This window comes from Pseudomonas brassicacearum, assembly GCF_003732175.1.
Lineage (GTDB): Bacteria > Pseudomonadota > Gammaproteobacteria > Pseudomonadales > Pseudomonadaceae > Aquipseudomonas > Aquipseudomonas brassicacearum_G.
In genome coordinates, this window is sequence record NZ_MOBI01000031.1 from 34,979 (window position 1) to 51,843 (window position 16,865).

14 protein-coding genes are annotated in these 16,865 nt (G+C 58.7%); 4 read left to right on the top strand and 10 right to left on the bottom strand.

The window, feature by feature from the left end:
- Positions 1–15: 15 nt before the first annotated feature.
- A complete protein-coding gene (locus BK658_RS27210) occupies positions 16–3,594 on the top strand; it encodes a hypothetical protein (protein WP_259740153.1) in 3,579 nt (1,192 codons plus the stop codon).
- Position 3,595: 1 nt separating this feature from the next.
- On the opposite strand, the gene BK658_RS27215 is transcribed toward BK658_RS27210, so the two are convergent.
- From BK658_RS27215 to BK658_RS27235, 5 genes are all read right to left on the bottom strand, one after another.
- Entirely contained in the window at positions 3,596–5,413 is a 1,818-nt protein-coding gene (locus BK658_RS27215) for an ABC transporter ATP-binding protein (protein ID WP_123584992.1), read from the bottom strand.
- Positions 5,406–6,008 (bottom strand): DsbA family protein, encoded by a 603-nt coding sequence (locus BK658_RS27220; protein ID WP_185019908.1) that lies wholly within the window; start codon positions 6,006–6,008, stop codon positions 5,406–5,408. Before BK658_RS27220 ends, BK658_RS27215 begins: the two co-directional genes overlap by 8 nt.
- A 36-nt stretch (positions 6,009–6,044) precedes the next feature.
- Positions 6,045–6,986 (bottom strand): oxygen-dependent tRNA uridine(34) hydroxylase TrhO, encoded by a 942-nt coding sequence (gene trhO / locus BK658_RS27225; protein ID WP_054593475.1) that lies wholly within the window; start codon positions 6,984–6,986, stop codon positions 6,045–6,047.
- Positions 6,987–7,256: 270 nt separating this feature from the next.
- Positions 7,257–7,556, bottom strand: a complete 300-nt coding sequence (locus BK658_RS27230) for a BolA family protein (protein WP_123584994.1) — start codon at positions 7,554–7,556, stop codon at positions 7,257–7,259.
- 13 nt (positions 7,557–7,569) lie between these two features.
- A complete protein-coding gene (locus tag BK658_RS27235) occupies positions 7,570–8,094 on the bottom strand; it encodes a DUF2059 domain-containing protein (RefSeq protein WP_123584995.1) in 525 nt (174 codons plus the stop codon).
- 192 nt (positions 8,095–8,286) lie between these two features.
- Between BK658_RS27235 and BK658_RS27240 the strand changes: the two genes are divergently transcribed.
- Complete coding sequence (locus BK658_RS27240) at positions 8,287–9,681, top strand: class II fumarate hydratase (protein ID WP_123584996.1); 1,395 nt, start codon at positions 8,287–8,289, stop codon at positions 9,679–9,681.
- A gap of 121 nt (positions 9,682–9,802) precedes the next feature.
- Here the strand turns inward: BK658_RS27240 and BK658_RS27245 are convergent, their stop codons facing one another.
- Together BK658_RS27245 and pap are read right to left on the bottom strand one after the other, a co-directional pair.
- The gene (locus BK658_RS27245; RefSeq protein WP_123584997.1) at positions 9,803–10,762 is read right to left on the bottom strand and encodes a DMT family transporter; all 960 of its coding nucleotides are present in this window, start codon (positions 10,760–10,762) and stop codon (positions 9,803–9,805) included.
- 220 nt (positions 10,763–10,982) lie between these two features.
- Positions 10,983–12,506, bottom strand: coding sequence for a polyphosphate:AMP phosphotransferase (gene pap, locus BK658_RS27250; RefSeq protein ID WP_123584998.1), 1,524 nt, complete (start codon positions 12,504–12,506; stop codon positions 10,983–10,985).
- 139 nt (positions 12,507–12,645) lie between these two features.
- Between pap and mnmC the strand changes: the two genes are divergently transcribed.
- Positions 12,646–14,640 (top strand): bifunctional tRNA (5-methylaminomethyl-2-thiouridine)(34)-methyltransferase MnmC2/FAD-dependent 5-carboxymethylaminomethyl-2-thiouridine(34) oxidoreductase MnmC1, encoded by a 1,995-nt coding sequence (gene mnmC, locus BK658_RS27255; protein WP_404943202.1) that lies wholly within the window; start codon positions 12,646–12,648, stop codon positions 14,638–14,640.
- A 166-nt stretch (positions 14,641–14,806) separates the two neighbouring features.
- Entirely contained in the window at positions 14,807–15,034 is a 228-nt protein-coding gene (locus BK658_RS27260; protein ID WP_019693006.1) for a YheU family protein, read from the top strand.
- Positions 15,035–15,071: 37 nt separating this feature from the next.
- Here the strand turns inward: BK658_RS27260 and csrA are convergent, their stop codons facing one another.
- The 3 genes from csrA to BK658_RS27275 form a co-directional block, all read right to left on the bottom strand.
- Positions 15,072–15,257 (bottom strand): carbon storage regulator CsrA, encoded by a 186-nt coding sequence (gene csrA / locus BK658_RS27265; protein WP_123584999.1) that lies wholly within the window; start codon positions 15,255–15,257, stop codon positions 15,072–15,074.
- A 141-nt stretch (positions 15,258–15,398) separates the two neighbouring features.
- Positions 15,399–15,731, bottom strand: coding sequence for a YnfA family protein (locus BK658_RS27270; protein ID WP_103315817.1), 333 nt, complete (start codon positions 15,729–15,731; stop codon positions 15,399–15,401).
- Between the two features lie 64 nt (positions 15,732–15,795).
- Complete coding sequence (locus BK658_RS27275) at positions 15,796–16,611, bottom strand: SDR family oxidoreductase (protein WP_123585000.1); 816 nt, start codon at positions 16,609–16,611, stop codon at positions 15,796–15,798.
- Positions 16,612–16,865 lie beyond the last annotated feature (254 nt).

Below are 16,865 nucleotides of genomic sequence, written 5' to 3' on the forward strand. Positions count from 1 at the left end.
GATTTTGAACAGCACTTGCTGCGCACCAAACGGGTCACTGATGCAAAAGAAGCGGCCCTTCTCGCGCGGGTGTTCGAGACCCGTCTCTCAAAGGACTTCGCTGTGCGCGATATCCCGTCCGACCTTCCTTACAAAAGTTCGGTGGTGTGGGTCAACTTCATGCACGGCGTGCTGCTGGCAGATGAACTCGGCCTTGATCGATTGCAAGCGCTGTCCTTTCAACAACTCGTCGACTTGCCCCTGGCCCGGAGCGCCGACGCCTCGCCCGAACAACTTGAGCAGATTACTCGACTGAGGATGGAGCCAGCACTGGAATGGGCGGTCTGCTGCGGCATCGTTCAATCGCGAACAAAATCCGATTACGACGAGGACGATATGAAGCGGGCGATGGCGGCTCTGGAAAGCCACAGCGAGTGCCTGAACATCGCCGTTATGACACTGGATTTGCCCCCACCTGAAAGACTGAAGATGGCCAAACGGATAAAGGATGATCTGTTTGGCGAGGCAATGTTCGAATCGGACGGGCGCAAGTTGCTGCGCGACGATCCACTGAGCGGCGGCCCCAGAGACACGCCCTCATTGAAGCTGCAAGGCTATGCATTCCTGGATGTCTATGCCGACGGCCAATTCGATGACAAGAGAAAATGGTTTGTAACCCGGTCCGACGGGAAAACACGAACCAGTCACTGGATCAAGATTGACGATAAGCGAACCCTGCGTCATGAGGAGTTCTTTCACAAGGATCATGAGGGGATCGAAACGCGTGTGCGTACCAGATACGGAGGCGAGACGTTGCCTGATATCAACACGCAGTTTGAAACAGACTTCACAAACTACCTCTCGAAAATCAGGACGGCCTATCAAACCCTAATCACCAGTCTGCTGACCTCACTGCCACTGACCGACCGCCAGGCCCTTGAACGGGGTGACGTCCGCTTGCTGAGCCTGCACCTGGACGAAAAACTCATCAAGGTAAGGGGGGACATCCGGCCAAGAAAAGGTTTCGTTCTACAGGTGACCCACAATCATGAAATTACCTATTACGAACTGATCCCGAGTGCTGGCGTCATTCGTTGTCGACCCCACCTGCGAGTTTCAACAGTCAACGGGGTTCGCACCACGTTTCCGTTGCACGCCTCGATCCCCGGACAAACATATACTGCTGAAATCAGCACTACGCTGCTTGTCGATTGGGCCGCTCACTTAGATGGCACACAGCCTGCTGACAGAGCGTACTGCATGGCGATCCTCGGCGTGGTAGGCGACGTGCCCACAGTTGTATCGCCAATCGCAGGCGTTAGCGATAGTGATAGCGAAGTAACCCCGCTGGCATCCTCCCGTTTGAATGCAGTGGCCCACTACATTGCAACGAATTTTCTGTACGTCGACGAACAGCAGTTGCATACCCAGGCTCGCGGCGCGACGGCATTCGACACCATCAGGACCAGAAGCGAACAAAGGATCAGTACGACCCTGGAAATAGCCAAAGGGTTTGTGCCCTTCTGGGGCAATATCGAGGACATTTTGTCGGGTAAAACTGACCAGATACTCATAGGCGTAACCGGACTCGTGCTGGACCTGGCCTCATTCATCAGTCCAGTCGGGAAATTCATGTCGGGTTCGGTACAGCTGTTCAGGGCGGGCGCCAAAGCCTCGCAAATGACCGTCAAAGCAAGTCTGCCTTCCTTTTCAACGTTGACCCGAAATCTCCTGACCGCTTCGCTGAGCAACCTCAATCCGCTGGATGGGGTCCCGACACTACTCAAGACAATGGGAAGCGGTGCGTGGAAAGGACTGCACACGGCGGGACGCATTGGTGTTAGCGGGTTCAAGAAACTGACAGGACACGCCGACAGCTACCGACTGGTGCACAACCTGCCCCAGACAACCGATCCGGGGCGCTGGAAGCCGCTGGCAAACAGCGATCGACTGGCAACGGTCAACGGCGTCGATGACGTACTCGTGCGCAATACCAGCCCATCGGACCTGACCCGATTCCACCCCGTCGACCCGGTGACGTCCTTGCCCTATGGCCCCCGCCTGCACAATCACAGCGACAACCTCATACAGGGCCGGTCAACCTTCAAAACGTTATCTCCTACCGAATCCCACGCCCTGGTAGAACTCCCGAAAGACGCCCATGTCCGTGAAGTACTTGAGGTCGATGGTCGAACCACACTATTCGTTGATGACATTCCCTATCGTCTGGACGGCAACCAACTGCGCCGTGCCGACTTGATTGATGATCAGGCAATGTTCAGATCCTTGCCTTGCCGGGTACGACGTAGCCCGGGTGCGAAGGTATGCACGAGCACATTCGTCACCCGTGATCCGGCACCGACGCCGGCCATTGGCAGTTTCGACGAAAGCAAAGGCTGGGCGCCGTGGTTCGGAGACACTATCTATACACCGGCCATTGCGGATCGGGCGATGTTGCTTAAAACCCTGAAGAAAAAAAATCGGCTCCCGGCTACGGTAGAGTTCCAAAAAGGGATGTATGGAAGGATCAAGGTGAGTCTTCCCTACGGGACCAAGGATCAATTTCATACCTTCGAGGCCGGTGCCATCATCATCCCGGCGATAGATGATTCGAAGCGCTATGTGTTCACCCGGATGGAGAGTGGAACATTTTACGTCGCCGAACTGGCACAAGGTCAAAGCATAAGAGACCCGCTGAACTTCAAGAAAGCTTCCACACTGCCGGAAGATCTCAAAGCAGAATTGCTGACTGTCTACACCGGATCGTTGAATGCCAACAATATGGCAAGGATTTACGGTACGGAAGCGGTGGAACGTGCGTTGAGAACAATGGACGAAATTGCCATTCCGATTGGCGGCCACGTGAACCCGCCCGATACGCTCAAGCTGCTCAGGGTCGATACCAGTCCAGGAGAAGCGGTGCTGTTCGATCACTCGACCCGAATGATTGTCACCAAACTGGAGGCAGGGGCGACAAGCTGGTCGCGCAGCAAGGACGCACCGGAAGCCTTCCGTCAAAGAACAGTGGAAGTTTTCGATGCATTGTTCCTTGAGAAGAGCATCGTGCTGAAGAATCCCGACAGCGCACTGAGGATCGACCGCACGATGGATAAGCTTCAAAACCTTATCCCTCGTCACGAGCGCCCGTTCAAAGCTAGAAACATCGCCTATGCCGAAGTAGTCACCGCCACGGGGAGGCGAGAGGTTTATGTAAGTGTTTCGGGAGCACAGGGGGCGACCGGACATCTGCCTTTGTTCAGACATAATCTTGGTGCAGATCAGGTCAGTGTTGGTGAAACGACCTACTTCAATGTTGATATGAACGAAGTTTTTCCCAGCACATCACTCCATGTGTCTGATGAAGGCAAATTACTCGCTGTGCCAGCGACAATAAAGGATATTGAAAGCTATCGCCCGGCACTAACTCTCAAGCCCACGTCGCTGGACAGCGAAAGCAAGTTGATCAGCGTGATTCGCGAAAAATACCCCGATCCCAGATCGATCGAAACGGTTAACGTCGCCACCACCATGCCACCCTGCGAATCCTGTTCGGTTGTTATCAAGGAATTCGGTTTCGACGGCGGTGAAAATGCGCTGAACGTCCTGTGGCACTGATCTAATGTTGCTGCAAATGCCCATACAGCTTGGCGTACAAACCACCATCAGCAATCAGTTGCTGATGGTCGCCATCCTCGGCAATCTGTCCGCCATCGAATACCAGCACACGGTCCGCCTGTTTTACCGCCGACAACCGGTGCGCAATGATCAGTGTTGTGCGACCGCTGAGAAACCGCGCGAGTGCCTGATGGAGGTTGTATTCGGTGGCGGCGTCCAGCGCCGAAGTCGCCTCATCGAGGACCACGACCTTGGGTTCGGCCAGCACCATGCGCGCAATCGCCAGGCGCTGACGCTGCCCGCCGGACAAGCGCACACCGGAACGGCCCACGACGCTATCCAGACCTTGCGGCAACGCCTTGACCGTCGCCTCGAGCTGGGCGATTTCCAGTGCCTGCCAACAGGCTTCGTCACTGCGTTCGCGGCCCATGGCCAGGTTGGCCCGTATGGTGTCATTGAACAGTGCCGGATGCTGCAACACCACGGCGACATTCTCGCGCACGGTTTCCAGGCCGATGTCCTGTTGAGTGACGCCCCCAAAACGGATACTGCCCGACTGCGGCGTATAGAGCCCCAGCAGCAACTGCACCAGCGTGCTTTTACCGCCACCACTGGCGCCCACGATGGCGACTTTTTCGCCGGGCGCGATGGACAGGTTCATCTGATCCAGCACCAGCTCACCGCCGTAGCCGAAACTCAAGCCTTGCACCTCGATGCCCACCGTCTCGCGCCCTTTGAACGGATCGACGCCAGCTGGGTACTGCGGCTCGTCGGCACGCGATAACAGCTCGTTGATTCGCGTCAGTGCACCACCGGCCGCGTAATAGGCATATTGCAGATTCAGCAGTTGCTCGACCGGCCCGATCATGAACCAGAGGTAGCTGAACACCGCCAGCATCTGGCCGATGGACAGGTCGGAGAACAGCACCGTGAGCATCGCGGCGGCGCGGAAGATATCGATGCCGAACTGGAACAGCAAACCGCTGGCGCGGCTCGAGGCATCGCTTTTCCACTGTGAGTTGACGGCGTAGTTGCGCACTTCCTGCGCCCGCAACCCGAGCCGCCCGAGGAAAAACCCCTGACGATTGCCAGCGCGGATTTCCTGTATCGCATCCAGGGTTTCGGTTAGCGCCTGGGTGAACCTTGAGGTGCTGTCGTTCTCAAGTTTCTTCAGGTGTTTGACCCGCTTCCCCAACTGCACGGTGGCGTAGATCACCAGCGGGTTGAACAACAGGATCAGCAGCGCCAGCTTCCAGTGCATCCACACCAGAATCCCCGCCGTACCGACCAGCGTGAGCATTGCCACCAGAAAACGGCTAAGGGTTTCGCCGACGAATTTGTCGACAGTATCCAGATCGGTGACCAGGTGCGTGGTCACCGTGCCGCTGCCCAGGCTTTCGTATTCGCCAAGGGAAATACGCTTGAGCCGCTCGATCAACCGGATGCGGATGCGATAGACGATGTCCTTGGCCAGACCTGCAAACAGGCGCGCCTGCAAGACGTTGAACATCAATGCGCCGCAACGCAGGGTCAAGGTCACCAGCAACATCAAGCCGATGTAACCGGCAGCACGCTGCCAGCCAGAGGGCAGCGCGTGGTTCATGACTTTCAGTGCGGCGTCGCCATGCCCCAGCAGCACTTCGTCCACCAGCAATGGCAGCAGCAAAGGGATCGGCACACTGCACAGGGTCGCCAATACGGCGACGCCGTTGGCGATCCACAAGGATTTTTTATGCTGAAGTGCCAGTCGACGGATTTCCGCCCAACTCAGCCGATCGACCCGCTTGGGTTGTGGTGCATCATCGGGTTGCTCATACACAGGCTGCGCGCTCCAGCCAACGGCCGAGCAACGGAGCCAGTTCGCTGAGCGGTTGATAACCATTGGTCAACAGCGCCAATTGACCATTGCGCTCGGCGAGCAAGGTCGGGAAGCCGGCGATGCCCAGATCCTGAACCCAGGTGAAGTCTGCCGCCGTCGCCGCGTGCTGATCGGCACGGTCGAACGCTGCCGCGAACTCGATACGGGGCAAACCGGCTTGTTCGGCCAACTCCACCAACACGCTGGCGCGGGTGACATCGCGACCCTCGGCATAAAAAGCTTGCTGGATGAGCTTGAGCAGTTTCCAGGCGCAATCCGGTGCCAGACTGCGCGCCGTCACCAGTGCACGGCAGGCCGGTTCAGTGTCGTAGACAAAACCGTCGGGGAGCGCGCCTTCGAACTTGAACGGCTGGCCAGTGGCTTCGGCGACCGCCTGCCAGTGTTCGAGAATGTAGCGCCGCGTGGTGGGTTCCAGTGCCGCACCACTGCCGGTGCGCAAACCGCCAACTACCAAATGCACGTCAACGCCCGCAGCCTGCGCCTGCTCGACCAGCGCCTCGGCTACCGGAGCGAAGCCCCAGCACCAGGAGCACATCGGATCCATTACATAGAGCAGGCGCGCGGACATGGTTCAGGCCTCGGTGTTGGATTGCTTGTAGTTGTAACCGATCGGGTGCGGCTGATTACGGGCCTTGGCCAGTTCGATCTGTTTCTGCCGGTCGATCGCACTGCGACGGGTCTTCTCACTCAGCTTATCCCAGCAATGCGGGCAGCTGATGCCGGCGACGTAGTGCTCGGATGCACGGTCTTCCACGCTCACTGGCGTACGACAGGCATGACATTGATCGTAGTCGCCTTCGCTCAGGTCGTGGCGAACAGTGACGCGGTTATCGAACACAAAGCAGTCGCCCTGCCATTTGGTTTCTTCCTGCGGCACCTCTTCGAGGTACTTGAGGATTCCGCCCTTGAGGTGGAAGACTTCATCGAAGCCCTGGCTGAGCATGTAGCTCGAAGCCTTTTCACACCGAATGCCGCCGGTGCAGAACATCGCGACTTTCTTGTGCTTGGCCGGGTCGAAGTTGGCTTTGATGTAGTCGGGAAATTCGCGAAAACTGGTGGTCTTCGGATCGATCGCACCTTCGAAGGTGCCGATCGACACTTCGTAGTCGTTGCGGGTATCGATCAACAGCACTTCAGGGTCGCTGATCAACGCGTTCCAGTTCTGCGGATCAACGTAGGTGCCGACCTTCTTGTTCGGGTCAACGCCTTCAACACCCAGGGTGACGATCTCTTTCTTGAGTTTGACCTTGGTGCGGTAGAACGGCTGCTCGTCGCAGTACGACTCTTTGTGGTCGATGTCGTCCATGCGCGGATCGTTCTTGAGCCAGGCCATCAGCCCGTCGATGCCTTCGCGGCTACCGGAAACCGTGCCGTTGATGCCTTCCTCGGCAATCAGCAAGGTGCCTTTGATGCCGTTGTCGACCATCGCCTGCAACAGTGGCTCGCGCAAGGCCACGTAATCTTCAAGGGTGACGAACTTATACAGTGCCGCCACGACAATCTGTTGTGTCATGGGTGATTCTCCAGGTGGCTACCCGCGTAAGGGGTGAACCGGATGCGAAAAAAAACGCGCCGGCTAAGCGGCGCGTTGCGGATTCTAACAAAAACAAAGTGATTAATGGGCTGCCAGATATCTTTGTGGCGAGGGGGCTTGCCCCCGCGGGGCTGCGAAGCGGCCCTTAAAAAACCAGACGCGTTAATTCTGACAATACGCGCTAGATGGATTTACGAGTGCTTCGCACTCGAACGGGGGCAAGCCCCCTCGCCACAACAGCCCTCACAATCAGTGCTTGCTACCGCCAGCACAGGTCGGCGAGGCAGGTGCCGCGCCGGCCTTTGCCCATTCCTCAGGCGTATAGGTATGCAGCGCCAACGCATGGAACTCACCCATCAGGTCACCCAACGTAGCGTAGACCTTCTGGTGACGCTTGACGCTGTTGAGCCCGGCAAATTGCTCGCTGACCACCACGGCCTTGAAGTGGGTTTGCAACCCACGGCTGTGCATATGGCTTTCGTCCAGCACATCCAGATGCGCGGGCTGCAAAGCGCTCAGCGCCGATTCAATACGTTGTTGCATGGTCATTGCGGGGCTCCGCTCAAGGCTTTTTCTTGGCTGGAGCGACGGCGTCTTTCGGCGTCAGCTCGGCAGTCATGTCAGCCAGCAGTTTGTTGACCACAGGCACCGCGCTTTCCAGCTTGGCTTGAGTCATCTGGGCCGATTGCTGAGTCAGCTGAGGCATTTTTTCCAGGACTTTCTTGCCCAGTGGCGACTGGTAGAACGCGACCAGGTCCTTGAGCTCGGATTCGCTGAAGTTGGTGGTGTAGAGCTTGACCATGTCCGGCTTCAGTTTGTCCCAGCCAATGGCTTGGTTCAAAGCGGTGTTGGCCTTGGCCTGGTAGGTTTCCAGCAGAGCCCTTTTCGATTCCGGTGCTTTGGTTTGCTCAAAGCGCTGGGCGAACATTTGCTGCACTTGCGCGTATACCGGTGTGCCCAGTTTGTCAGCATGCGCCAGGGTCAGGAAAGCTTCAGCACTGGCGTTGTGGCTGGCGGTATCGGCGAAAACCTGGCCGCTGGCACAGACCAGAGCAACCGCGGTACAAATGGCACGAAGACGAGTCATCGAGTTTCCTTTTCTAGCAGGCGAGGTAAAACCCCAAGGGGGGCCATTCTGCGCCTAAAAAACTCATGCGCTCAACCCCTCCCCCTTGCCAGGCCTGATTTTCAGGACCGAACGGTAGAAAAAACGACTGATGGAACCCCAAGCGCCAATCACGGCCTAAACTTCGCTATCAGACCTACAGGAATGTAACCGATGAGCCGTATCGAAACCGACAGCCTTGGCCAAGTGGAAGTCCCGGATGAAGCCTACTGGGGCGCTCAGACGCAGCGTTCGCTGATCAACTTTGCCATCGGCAATGAACGCATGCCGCTGGCCGTACTGCATGCCTTGGCCCTGATCAAGAAAGCCGCGGCACGGGTCAATAGTCGCAACGGCGATCTGCCGGCCGACATTGCCCGGTTGATCGAGCAGGCCGCCGACGAAGTGCTCGACGGCCAGCATGACGACCAGTTTCCGTTGGTGGTCTGGCAGACCGGCAGTGGTACCCAAAGCAACATGAACGTCAACGAAGTGATCGCCGGTCGCGCCAACGAACTGGCCGGCAATCCCCGTGGCGGCAAGGCTCCGGTGCACCCCAACGACCACGTCAATCGCTCGCAAAGTTCCAACGACAGCTTCCCCACCGCCATGCATATCGCCACGGTGCAGGCCGTACAACAGCAGCTGTTGCCGGCAATCGCTGAACTCTCCGCCGGGCTGGCCGAGCAGGCCGCACGGCACATGAAACTGGTGAAGACCGGTCGCACGCACTTGATGGATGCCACGCCGATCACCTTCGGCCAGGAACTTTCGGCGTTCATCGCACAGCTCGATTACGCCGAACGTGCGATCCGCAGCGCCTTGCCGGCCGTCTGCGAGTTGGCTCAGGGCGGTACCGCGGTGGGGACCGGACTCAACTCGCCCCATGGCTTTGGCGAAGCGATTGCCTCCGAGCTGGCCGCCCTCTCCGGCCTGCCGTTTATCACCGCGCCGAACAAGTTTGCCGCGCTGGCCGGGCATGAACCATTGACCACATTGTCCGGCGCGCTGAAAACCCTCGCCGTGACCCTGATGAAAATCGCCAATGACTTGCGTTTGCTGGGCTCCGGGCCACGGGCCGGTTTCGCCGAGGTCAAGCTGCCCGCCAACGAGCCCGGCAGTTCGATCATGCCCGGCAAGGTCAACCCGACTCAGTGCGAAGCGCTGTCGATGCTCGCCTGCCAGGTGCTGGGCAACGACGTGGCGATTGGCTTCGCCGCCAGCCAGGGTCACCTGCAATTGAACGTGTTCAAGCCGGTGATCATTCACAATCTGCTGCAATCGATCCGCTTGCTCGGTGATGGTTGCAGTAACTTCCAGCAGCATTGCATTGCAGGCCTTGAGCCGGATGCCGAGCAGATGGCCGCGCATCTGGAACGCGGCTTGATGCTGGTGACGGCGCTGAATCCGCACATCGGCTACGACAAATCCGCCGAGATCGCCAAGAAAGCCTACGCCGAAGGACTGACCCTGCGTGAGGCGGCGTTGCAACTCGGTTATCTGACGGATGAGCAGTTCGATGCCTGGGTGCGGCCGGAGAACATGCTGGAGGCTGGCAGCAAAGGCTGATCGTCTGATACTGATCGTTCCCACGCTCTGCGTGGGAATGCCTCAATGGACGCTCTGCGTCCGCTTTGGCATGTGACGCAGAGCGTCACGGGCTGCATTCCCACGCGGAGCGAGGGAACGATCATCCAACTACCACTTTTGCCTTGCGGGCCTTGAGCCCGGCGATCAGCGATGGCCCCAACGCGACGAGTGCCGACCCCAGCACCACCAGCACTGCACCGCCATACGCCAGGCTGTTGATCTGTTCGGCATGCACATAATCGGGCCATAACCAGGCGGCCAGCGCCACGGCCGCGAAGGTCACCAACGGTGTGATGGCGAGTGTCGCACTGACCCTCGACGCTTCCCAATGGGCCAGCGCCTCGGCAAAAGCACCGTAAGCGATCAACGTATTCAGGCAGCAGCCAAGCAGCAACCAGCCTTGCAGGGGGCTCAGTTGCAAGGCTTCCAGCGGATGCACCCACGGCGTCAGCAACAAGGCGCAAAACAGGTAGATCACCATCATCACCTGCAACGAATTCCACACCGTCAGCAGTTGTTTCTGGCCCAGCGCATAGAAGGTCCAGACGGTCGACGCCGCCAGTACCAGTAACACACCTGCGGTGTAATCACTCAAAGATGTCAGCAACTCGCTCAGCCGCTGATTGAAAAACAAACCGAAGCCCAACAACAGCACCAGCAGGCCAATCCCCTGCCCCACGCTGAAACGCTCCTTGAACACGAAGAGGCTGGCGATCAGCAACAGGATCGGCCCCATCTGCACGACCAGTTGCGCGGTACCCGGGCTCAACAGGTTCAGGCCCATCAGGTACAACACGTAATTGCCCACCAGTCCGAGTACCGCCATCAGCACCAGCCAGCCACCTTTATGCCCGAGCGCCTGTCGGCTTGGTAGACGCTTGGTCGCCGCCAGATAAAGGAACAGCAAGCTGCCGGACACTATCAGCCGAAACCAGGTCACCGTGACCGGGTCCATCACCAGCAACACCTGCTTGAGTTTGATCGGCAGGATTCCCCACAAGACCGCGGTCAGCAAGGCGAGGAACAGACCATAAACCCAGCGACCGGACGAAATGTGCATGGAAACCCCAAAGGCTGACGGCGAGAAAAACCATTCTAGGCTGCCGGCGAGGCATCACACACGGACAGTTGGCGACAAGCCGTAAATGAGACTGTATCGGTCGCACCGAGAAGTTGACGTTTACCGTTGATCAGTTAACCACGCGTGCCCACGACATCGCCCCTGCCTGCTCCCGGCCGACCGCGACAATCATTCACCCCGCGGATGCAAACCCATCGGGCTACTTCTTGTCCTTCTTCAGCTTCTTCTCGTCCTTGTCGGATTTCTCGAAGGCCTCTTCCAGCGCGCGGTTGAGGGTGCGCAGTACTTTGACCCGGGCCCAGCGTTTGTCGTTGGCTTCCACCAGGGTCCAGGGCGAAACCTCGGTGCTGGTGCGGTCGACCATATCGCCGACAGCCGTCCGGTACTCATCCCACTTCTCGCGGTTACGCCAGTCGTCTTCGGTGATCTTGAAGCGTTTGAAGGGAATGGCTTCGCGCGCCTGGAAACGCTCCAGCTGGGTCTGTTTGTCGATGGCCAGCCAGAACTTCACGACGATCACCCCGGAGGCGCTGATCTGTTCTTCGAAGTCGTTGATTTCGCTATAGGCGCGTAACCAGTCGGCCTGGCTGCAAAAGCCCTCGACGCGCTCCACCAGCACCCGGCCATACCAGGAACGGTCGAAGACAGTGAACTTTCCCCGAGCCGGGATCTGTCGCCAGAAGCGCCACAAATACGGCTGGGCGCGCTCGTCCTCCGTCGGCGCGGCAATCGGCACGATGCTGTACTGGCGCGGGTCGAGTGCGGCGGCCACACGACGAATCGCCCCGCCCTTGCCCGCAGCGTCATTACCCTCGAATACCGCGATCAGTGCGTGTCGGCGCATGCGTTTGTCACGCATCAGGCCGGATAACCGTGCCTGCTCGGTAATCAGTTGCTCCTCGTAATCGTTCTTCTCCAGCCGCTGGCTCATGTCCAGACTACCGAGCAAACTCAAGTGATCGACACTGGCCGACAGCGGCGCAGCGCTGACTTTGTCCGGGTTGATCCTGGGGCGTTTGAGGGCATTTTGCAGACCGTCGAGCAGGATCTTGCCCACGGTCAGACTGCGGTAATGGGCATCCACACCTTCGATCACATACCAGGGCGCGTAGTCACGGCTGGTCCGGCGAATCACCCGCTCGCCGTATTTCACGAACTTGTCGTAGGTCTGCGATTGCTGCCAGTCCAGCGGGCTGATGCGCCAGCTGTGCAATGGGTCGTCCCGCAAGGCCTTGAGGCGTGCCTTCATTTGTTGCTTGGACAGGTGAAACCAGAACTTGAAGATCACCGCGCCTTCATCGCAGAGCATTTTCTCCAGGCGCTCGGTCTGGTTGATTGCCTGGTCCAACACCGCGTCCTTGAACAGACCGTGAACTCGCCCCTGCAACATCTGGCTGTACCAGTTGCCGAAAAACACCCCCATCCGCCCCTTGGCCGGGAGCATTCGCCAATAGCGCCAGGCCGGGGGTCGCGCCAGCTCTTCATCGGTTTGCTGATCGAAGGTGCGGACCTCAATCAATCGCGGGTCCATCCACTCATTGAGCAACTTGACCGTCTCGCCCTTACCTGCGCCTTCAATCCCGTTGATCAACACGATTACCGGAAATCGCGCTTGCTGCTGGAGGTCGAACTGAACTTCAAGCAAAGCCTCACGCAACGCCGGCACTTCAGCCTCGTAGGCTTCTTTATCAATCACATGACCGATTTCGGCAGATTCGAACATGAGCGACTCCCTTCCAAGATTGCCCAAGACTAGCGGATTGACCGAGTGTTTGTCTGGACCATCCCATCCGCTTTGCCATGGATCAATCGCTTGTGTCGCGATCGGCTAGAATGGCCACCTTGCCTCGCCTGAGCCGACCATGAATCCTGAAACACTGCCGAACCCCGTACCGCATGCCCAGCTCGACTGGGACGACCAAGGTCGCCCGCGCTCGCGGGTGTTTGACGACGTGTATTTCTCCGACCAGTCGGGCCTTGATGAAACCCGTTACGTGTTCATCGAGCAGAACCGCCTGAGCGAACGTTTTGCCGAACTGCCGGCCGGCGAAAGGTTGGTGATTGGCGAGACCGGTTTCGGTACCGGGCTGAATTTTCTCTGCGCCTGGCAGTTGTTCAAGCAACAGGCTGTGGCTGGCGCACGGCTGCATTTCATCAGCGTCGAGAAATACCCGCTGAGCCCGGCAGATATGCAACGGGCCCTGACACTCTGGCCCGACCTAAAACCGTTTGCCGATCAGTTGTTGGCGCAGTACGTCGCCATCCACCAGGGCTTTCAGCGGCTGGTGCTGGACAATGGCCGCGTAACCCTGACGCTGTTGATCGGTGATGTGCTGGACCAGCTGCCACAACTGGACGCACAGGTCGACGCGTGGTTTCTCGACGGTTTCGCTCCGGCGAAAAACCCCGACATGTGGACCGCCGAACTGTTTGCCGAACTGGCGCGTCTGTCGGCGCCCGGTTCGACCATCAGCACCTTCACCAGCACCGGCTGGGTACGCCGTCTGCTCAATGCGGCGGGTTTCAAAATGCGCCGCACACCGGGCATCGGTCACAAATGGGAAATCCTGCGGGGTGAGTTCGTCGGCTGGCCGCAGGAAACACCGGCCCCGGCAACCGCCAAACCCTGGTTTGCTCGCCCGAATCAGGTGAGCGGCGAACGTCGTGCGCTGGTGATCGGCGCCGGGCTGGCCGGTTGCGCCAGCGCCGCCAGCCTCGCCGCACGCGGTTGGCAGGTCAACCTGCTGGAACGGCATGCCGACCTGGCGCAAGAAGCCTCGGGTAACCCGCAAGGCGTGCTGTACCTGAAACTCTCGGCCCATGGCACCGCACTTTCGCAATTGATCGTCAGCGGTTTCGGACACACCCGGCGCTTGCTTGAACACTTGCAGCGCGGCGTCGATTGGGACGATTGCGGAGTGCTGCAACTGGCATTCAATGCCAAGGAAGCCGAGCGTCAGGCGCAACTGGCAGCAGCCTTCCCCGCCGATCTGTTGCACCTGCTGGACCAGCCGCACGCGCAGGCCCAAGCCGGAATCGAACTGGCCCATGGCGGGCTGTTCTATCCAGAGGGTGGTTGGGTTCATCCGCCGACCCTGTGCCAATGGCAAGCATCGTTCCCCAATGTCCAACTGCTGACGCACCGCGATGTGCTGGAACTGCGCAAGGTCGATGATCAGTGGCAAGCCTGGGATGGCGAGACCCTGCTCGCCAGCGCGCCCGTGGTGGTACTGGCCGGCGCGGCGGAAATCAAACGCTTCGCGCACAGTGCCGAGCTGCCGCTCAAACGCATTCGCGGGCAAATCACCCGATTGGCGCAAACTGCTGAGAGCCAGTGCCTGGCGACGGTGGTCTGCGCTGAAGGTTACGTCGCACCCGCACGCTTGGGTGAACACACTCTGGGTGCCAGCTTCGATTTCAAGAGCGACGACCTGACTCCGACCACCGCCGAACACCTCGGCAACCTGGAACTGCTCGAGGAAATATCCAGTGATCTGGTCACTCGCCTGCACACCAGACAGTTGGACCCCGAACAACTGCAAGGTCGTGCCGCGTTCCGCTGCACCAGTCCTGATTACCTGCCGATCGTCGGCCCATTGGCTGACAGCCAGGCGTTCGCCCAAGTCTATGCCGCACTGAGCAAGGATGCCCGACAAGTGCCAGACATCGCGTGTCCATGGCTCGACGGTTTGTACGTCAACAGCGGGCACGGTTCACGCGGATTGATCACCGCACCGCTGTCGGGCGAATTGCTGGCGGCGTGGCTGGACAACGAACCGTTGCCCCTGCCGCGAAGCGTCGCCGAGGCCTGCCATCCGAACCGGTTTGCCTTGCGCAAGCTGATTCGCGGCAGCTGAATCGACAGCGGGTTGCAACCCTACTCGCGTAGGAGCTGCCGCAGGCTGCGATCTATTGATCTTCGGCGCCTTTGAGGACGCTAAAAGATCGCAGGCTACGCCAGCTCCTACTGGCTGTTAATGGTTATCCGCCGTAGGATCGCCGGATTGATGACCCGAGGTGCCTATGCTGATTCCCCACGACCAACTTGAAGTCGACACCCTGACCCGCCTGATCGAAGACTTCGTCACCCGTGACGGTACCGACAATGGCGACGAAACCCCGCTGGAAACCCGCGTGTTGCGGGTGCGCCATGCGTTGAGCAAAGGTCAGGCGCTGATTGTGTTCGATCCTGAAAGCCAGCAATGCCAACTGATGCTCAAGCACGACGTGCCCAAGCACCTGTTTGACTGAGCATCCGTTTGGCCGGGCAGCTATTTAACCGGGTCCTTCAGTCGCGTTTGCCGTGTACCCGTTTGGCCTGAATGCGCTCGTAGACTTCGGCGCGATGCACATTGATGTTTTGCGGGGCTTCGATACCGAACCGGACGTTGCTTCCGTTCACGGCGAGGATACGCACAGAGATGTTGTCGCCAATGGAGATCAATTCGCCCACGACGCGGCTGAGTACGAGCATGGCTCTAGTCCTTGAGATTACCGGGCCTTGAAGATGACCGGCTGACGCCGGGTCTACAATGCAACAGCGGTAAAACAGTTCCCTCCTACACGGTAAAACGATTCCCCTTACAGACGTCCCTTTCACCGCAACGCCAATGACTCAAGGTGTAGTGAAGCGTGGGCCAAACAGAATGATACTCGCGCCTAATACGCACAACGCAACGCCCAGCCAGTCCGAACCCAGCGGTCGAATCCGCTCGACCACGCCGAGCCAGCCGATGGACGCAATGATGTAGATGCCGCCGTAGGCTGCATAAGCACGGCCCGCGTAGGTCGATTCGACTTTGGTCAGCACAATGGCGAACAGCGTCAAACTGAGCAGCGCCGGCACGACCCACCAGACGCTTTTGCCCTGCCGCAACCACATCCAGAAAGCGAAACAGCCGGCGATTTCGAACAGCGCCGCGAGGAAAAACCACAGGTAATTGAGCATGCACACATCTCGTCAGGGCGGCCAGAAGCGGCAACCCTAACGACGCAGCCCGATACTCGCAAGCTCAGCTGGCGCTTTGCCTGGCCTTGGCGCGCATCTTGTCGGCCATCACGGTCATCTCGTTGTAGAGCAGCTGCGGATTCTTCTGTTTGAGTGCCCAGGCCATACGGCCCTGCTCATGGGGCAGAATCATGAACTCGCCTGCGGCAACATGCTGGTAGATGTAGTCAGCGATGTCGCTGGCGGTAATCGGCGAGCTTTCCAGCAACTTGCCGACCTGGGCTTTCATGGCCGGGGTCGGGCCACGGAAGGAGTCCAGCAGGTTGGTCTGGAAGAACGACGGGCAGACCACATGCACAGTGATTTCCTGCTGTGCCAGTTCAATCAGCAGGCTCTCGGACAACGCCACGACACCAGCCTTGGCCACGTTGTAATTGCTCATGGCAGGCCCCTGCATCAACGCAGCCATCGAGGCGATGTTGATGATCTTGCCTTTACTCTTTTCCAGCAGAGGCAGGAACGCCTTGCAGCCTTTGACCACGCCCATCAGGTTGATCGCAATCTGCCAATCCCAGTCTTCCAGCGACAGCTCACTGAAGAAACCTCCCGAGGCCACGCCGGCGTTGTTGACGATCACATCGATGCCGCCCAGCTTCTCTTCACAGGCTTGAGCGAAGGCGGTCAACTGGCTGTAGTCGCGCACATCGCAACGCTGAATGAAACCGTCACCACCCGCCTCGCGGACCTGTTTCAGGGTTTCTTGCAAGCCTGGCTCGCTGACATCGGACAAGGCCAACTGCCAACCTTCACGAGCCCAGCGCAGAGCGATTTCGCGACCCAGGCCGGATCCGGCACCAGTGATCATCATGCGATTTTGCATAGGGAGTTGCCTTGATGTTCCGGGGAAGATACTCGCAGTGTAGCGAAGGATTTTCCTACACCCATGACCATCAAATTGCTGAATACCCCAGGCAAACCGTAGCGGTTGCATGGCACAGAAACGCATCGTGCCGACCGGGTTTTCGGCAGGGTTCAACCGCCCGCCGACAGATTCGGCAGACGAAAAAAAGGCCCTCGCGGGCTAATGCCAGTCAGTTAAGCTGACTGGCATTTTTATTTCTGATCGGATACTTC

Bases quoted from the DNA above. Each gene is read 5' to 3' on its own strand.
- BK658_RS27220 (WP_185019908.1), bottom strand. From the start codon at position 6,008: ATGTGCTCCTGGTGCTGGGGCTTCGCTCCGGTAGCCGAGGCGCTGGTC.
- trhO (WP_054593475.1), bottom strand. From the start codon at position 6,986: ATGACACAACAGATTGTCGTGGCGGCACTGTATAAGTTCGTCACCCTT.
- BK658_RS27230 (WP_123584994.1), bottom strand. From the start codon at position 7,556: ATGACCATGCAACAACGTATTGAATCGGCGCTGAGCGCTTTGCAGCCC.
- BK658_RS27235 (WP_123584995.1), bottom strand. From the start codon at position 8,094: ATGACTCGTCTTCGTGCCATTTGTACCGCGGTTGCTCTGGTCTGTGCC.
- BK658_RS27240 (WP_123584996.1), top strand. From the start codon at position 8,287: ATGAGCCGTATCGAAACCGACAGCCTTGGCCAAGTGGAAGTCCCGGAT.
- BK658_RS27245 (WP_123584997.1), bottom strand. From the start codon at position 10,762: ATGCACATTTCGTCCGGTCGCTGGGTTTATGGTCTGTTCCTCGCCTTG.
- pap (WP_123584998.1), bottom strand. From the start codon at position 12,506: ATGTTCGAATCTGCCGAAATCGGTCATGTGATTGATAAAGAAGCCTAC.
- mnmC (WP_404943202.1), top strand. From the start codon at position 12,646: ATGAATCCTGAAACACTGCCGAACCCCGTACCGCATGCCCAGCTCGAC.
- BK658_RS27260 (WP_019693006.1), top strand. From the start codon at position 14,807: ATGCTGATTCCCCACGACCAACTTGAAGTCGACACCCTGACCCGCCTG.
- csrA (WP_123584999.1), bottom strand. From the start codon at position 15,257: ATGCTCGTACTCAGCCGCGTCGTGGGCGAATTGATCTCCATTGGCGAC.
- BK658_RS27270 (WP_103315817.1), bottom strand. From the start codon at position 15,731: ATGCTCAATTACCTGTGGTTTTTCCTCGCGGCGCTGTTCGAAATCGCC.
- BK658_RS27275 (WP_123585000.1), bottom strand. From the start codon at position 16,611: ATGCAAAATCGCATGATGATCACTGGTGCCGGATCCGGCCTGGGTCGC.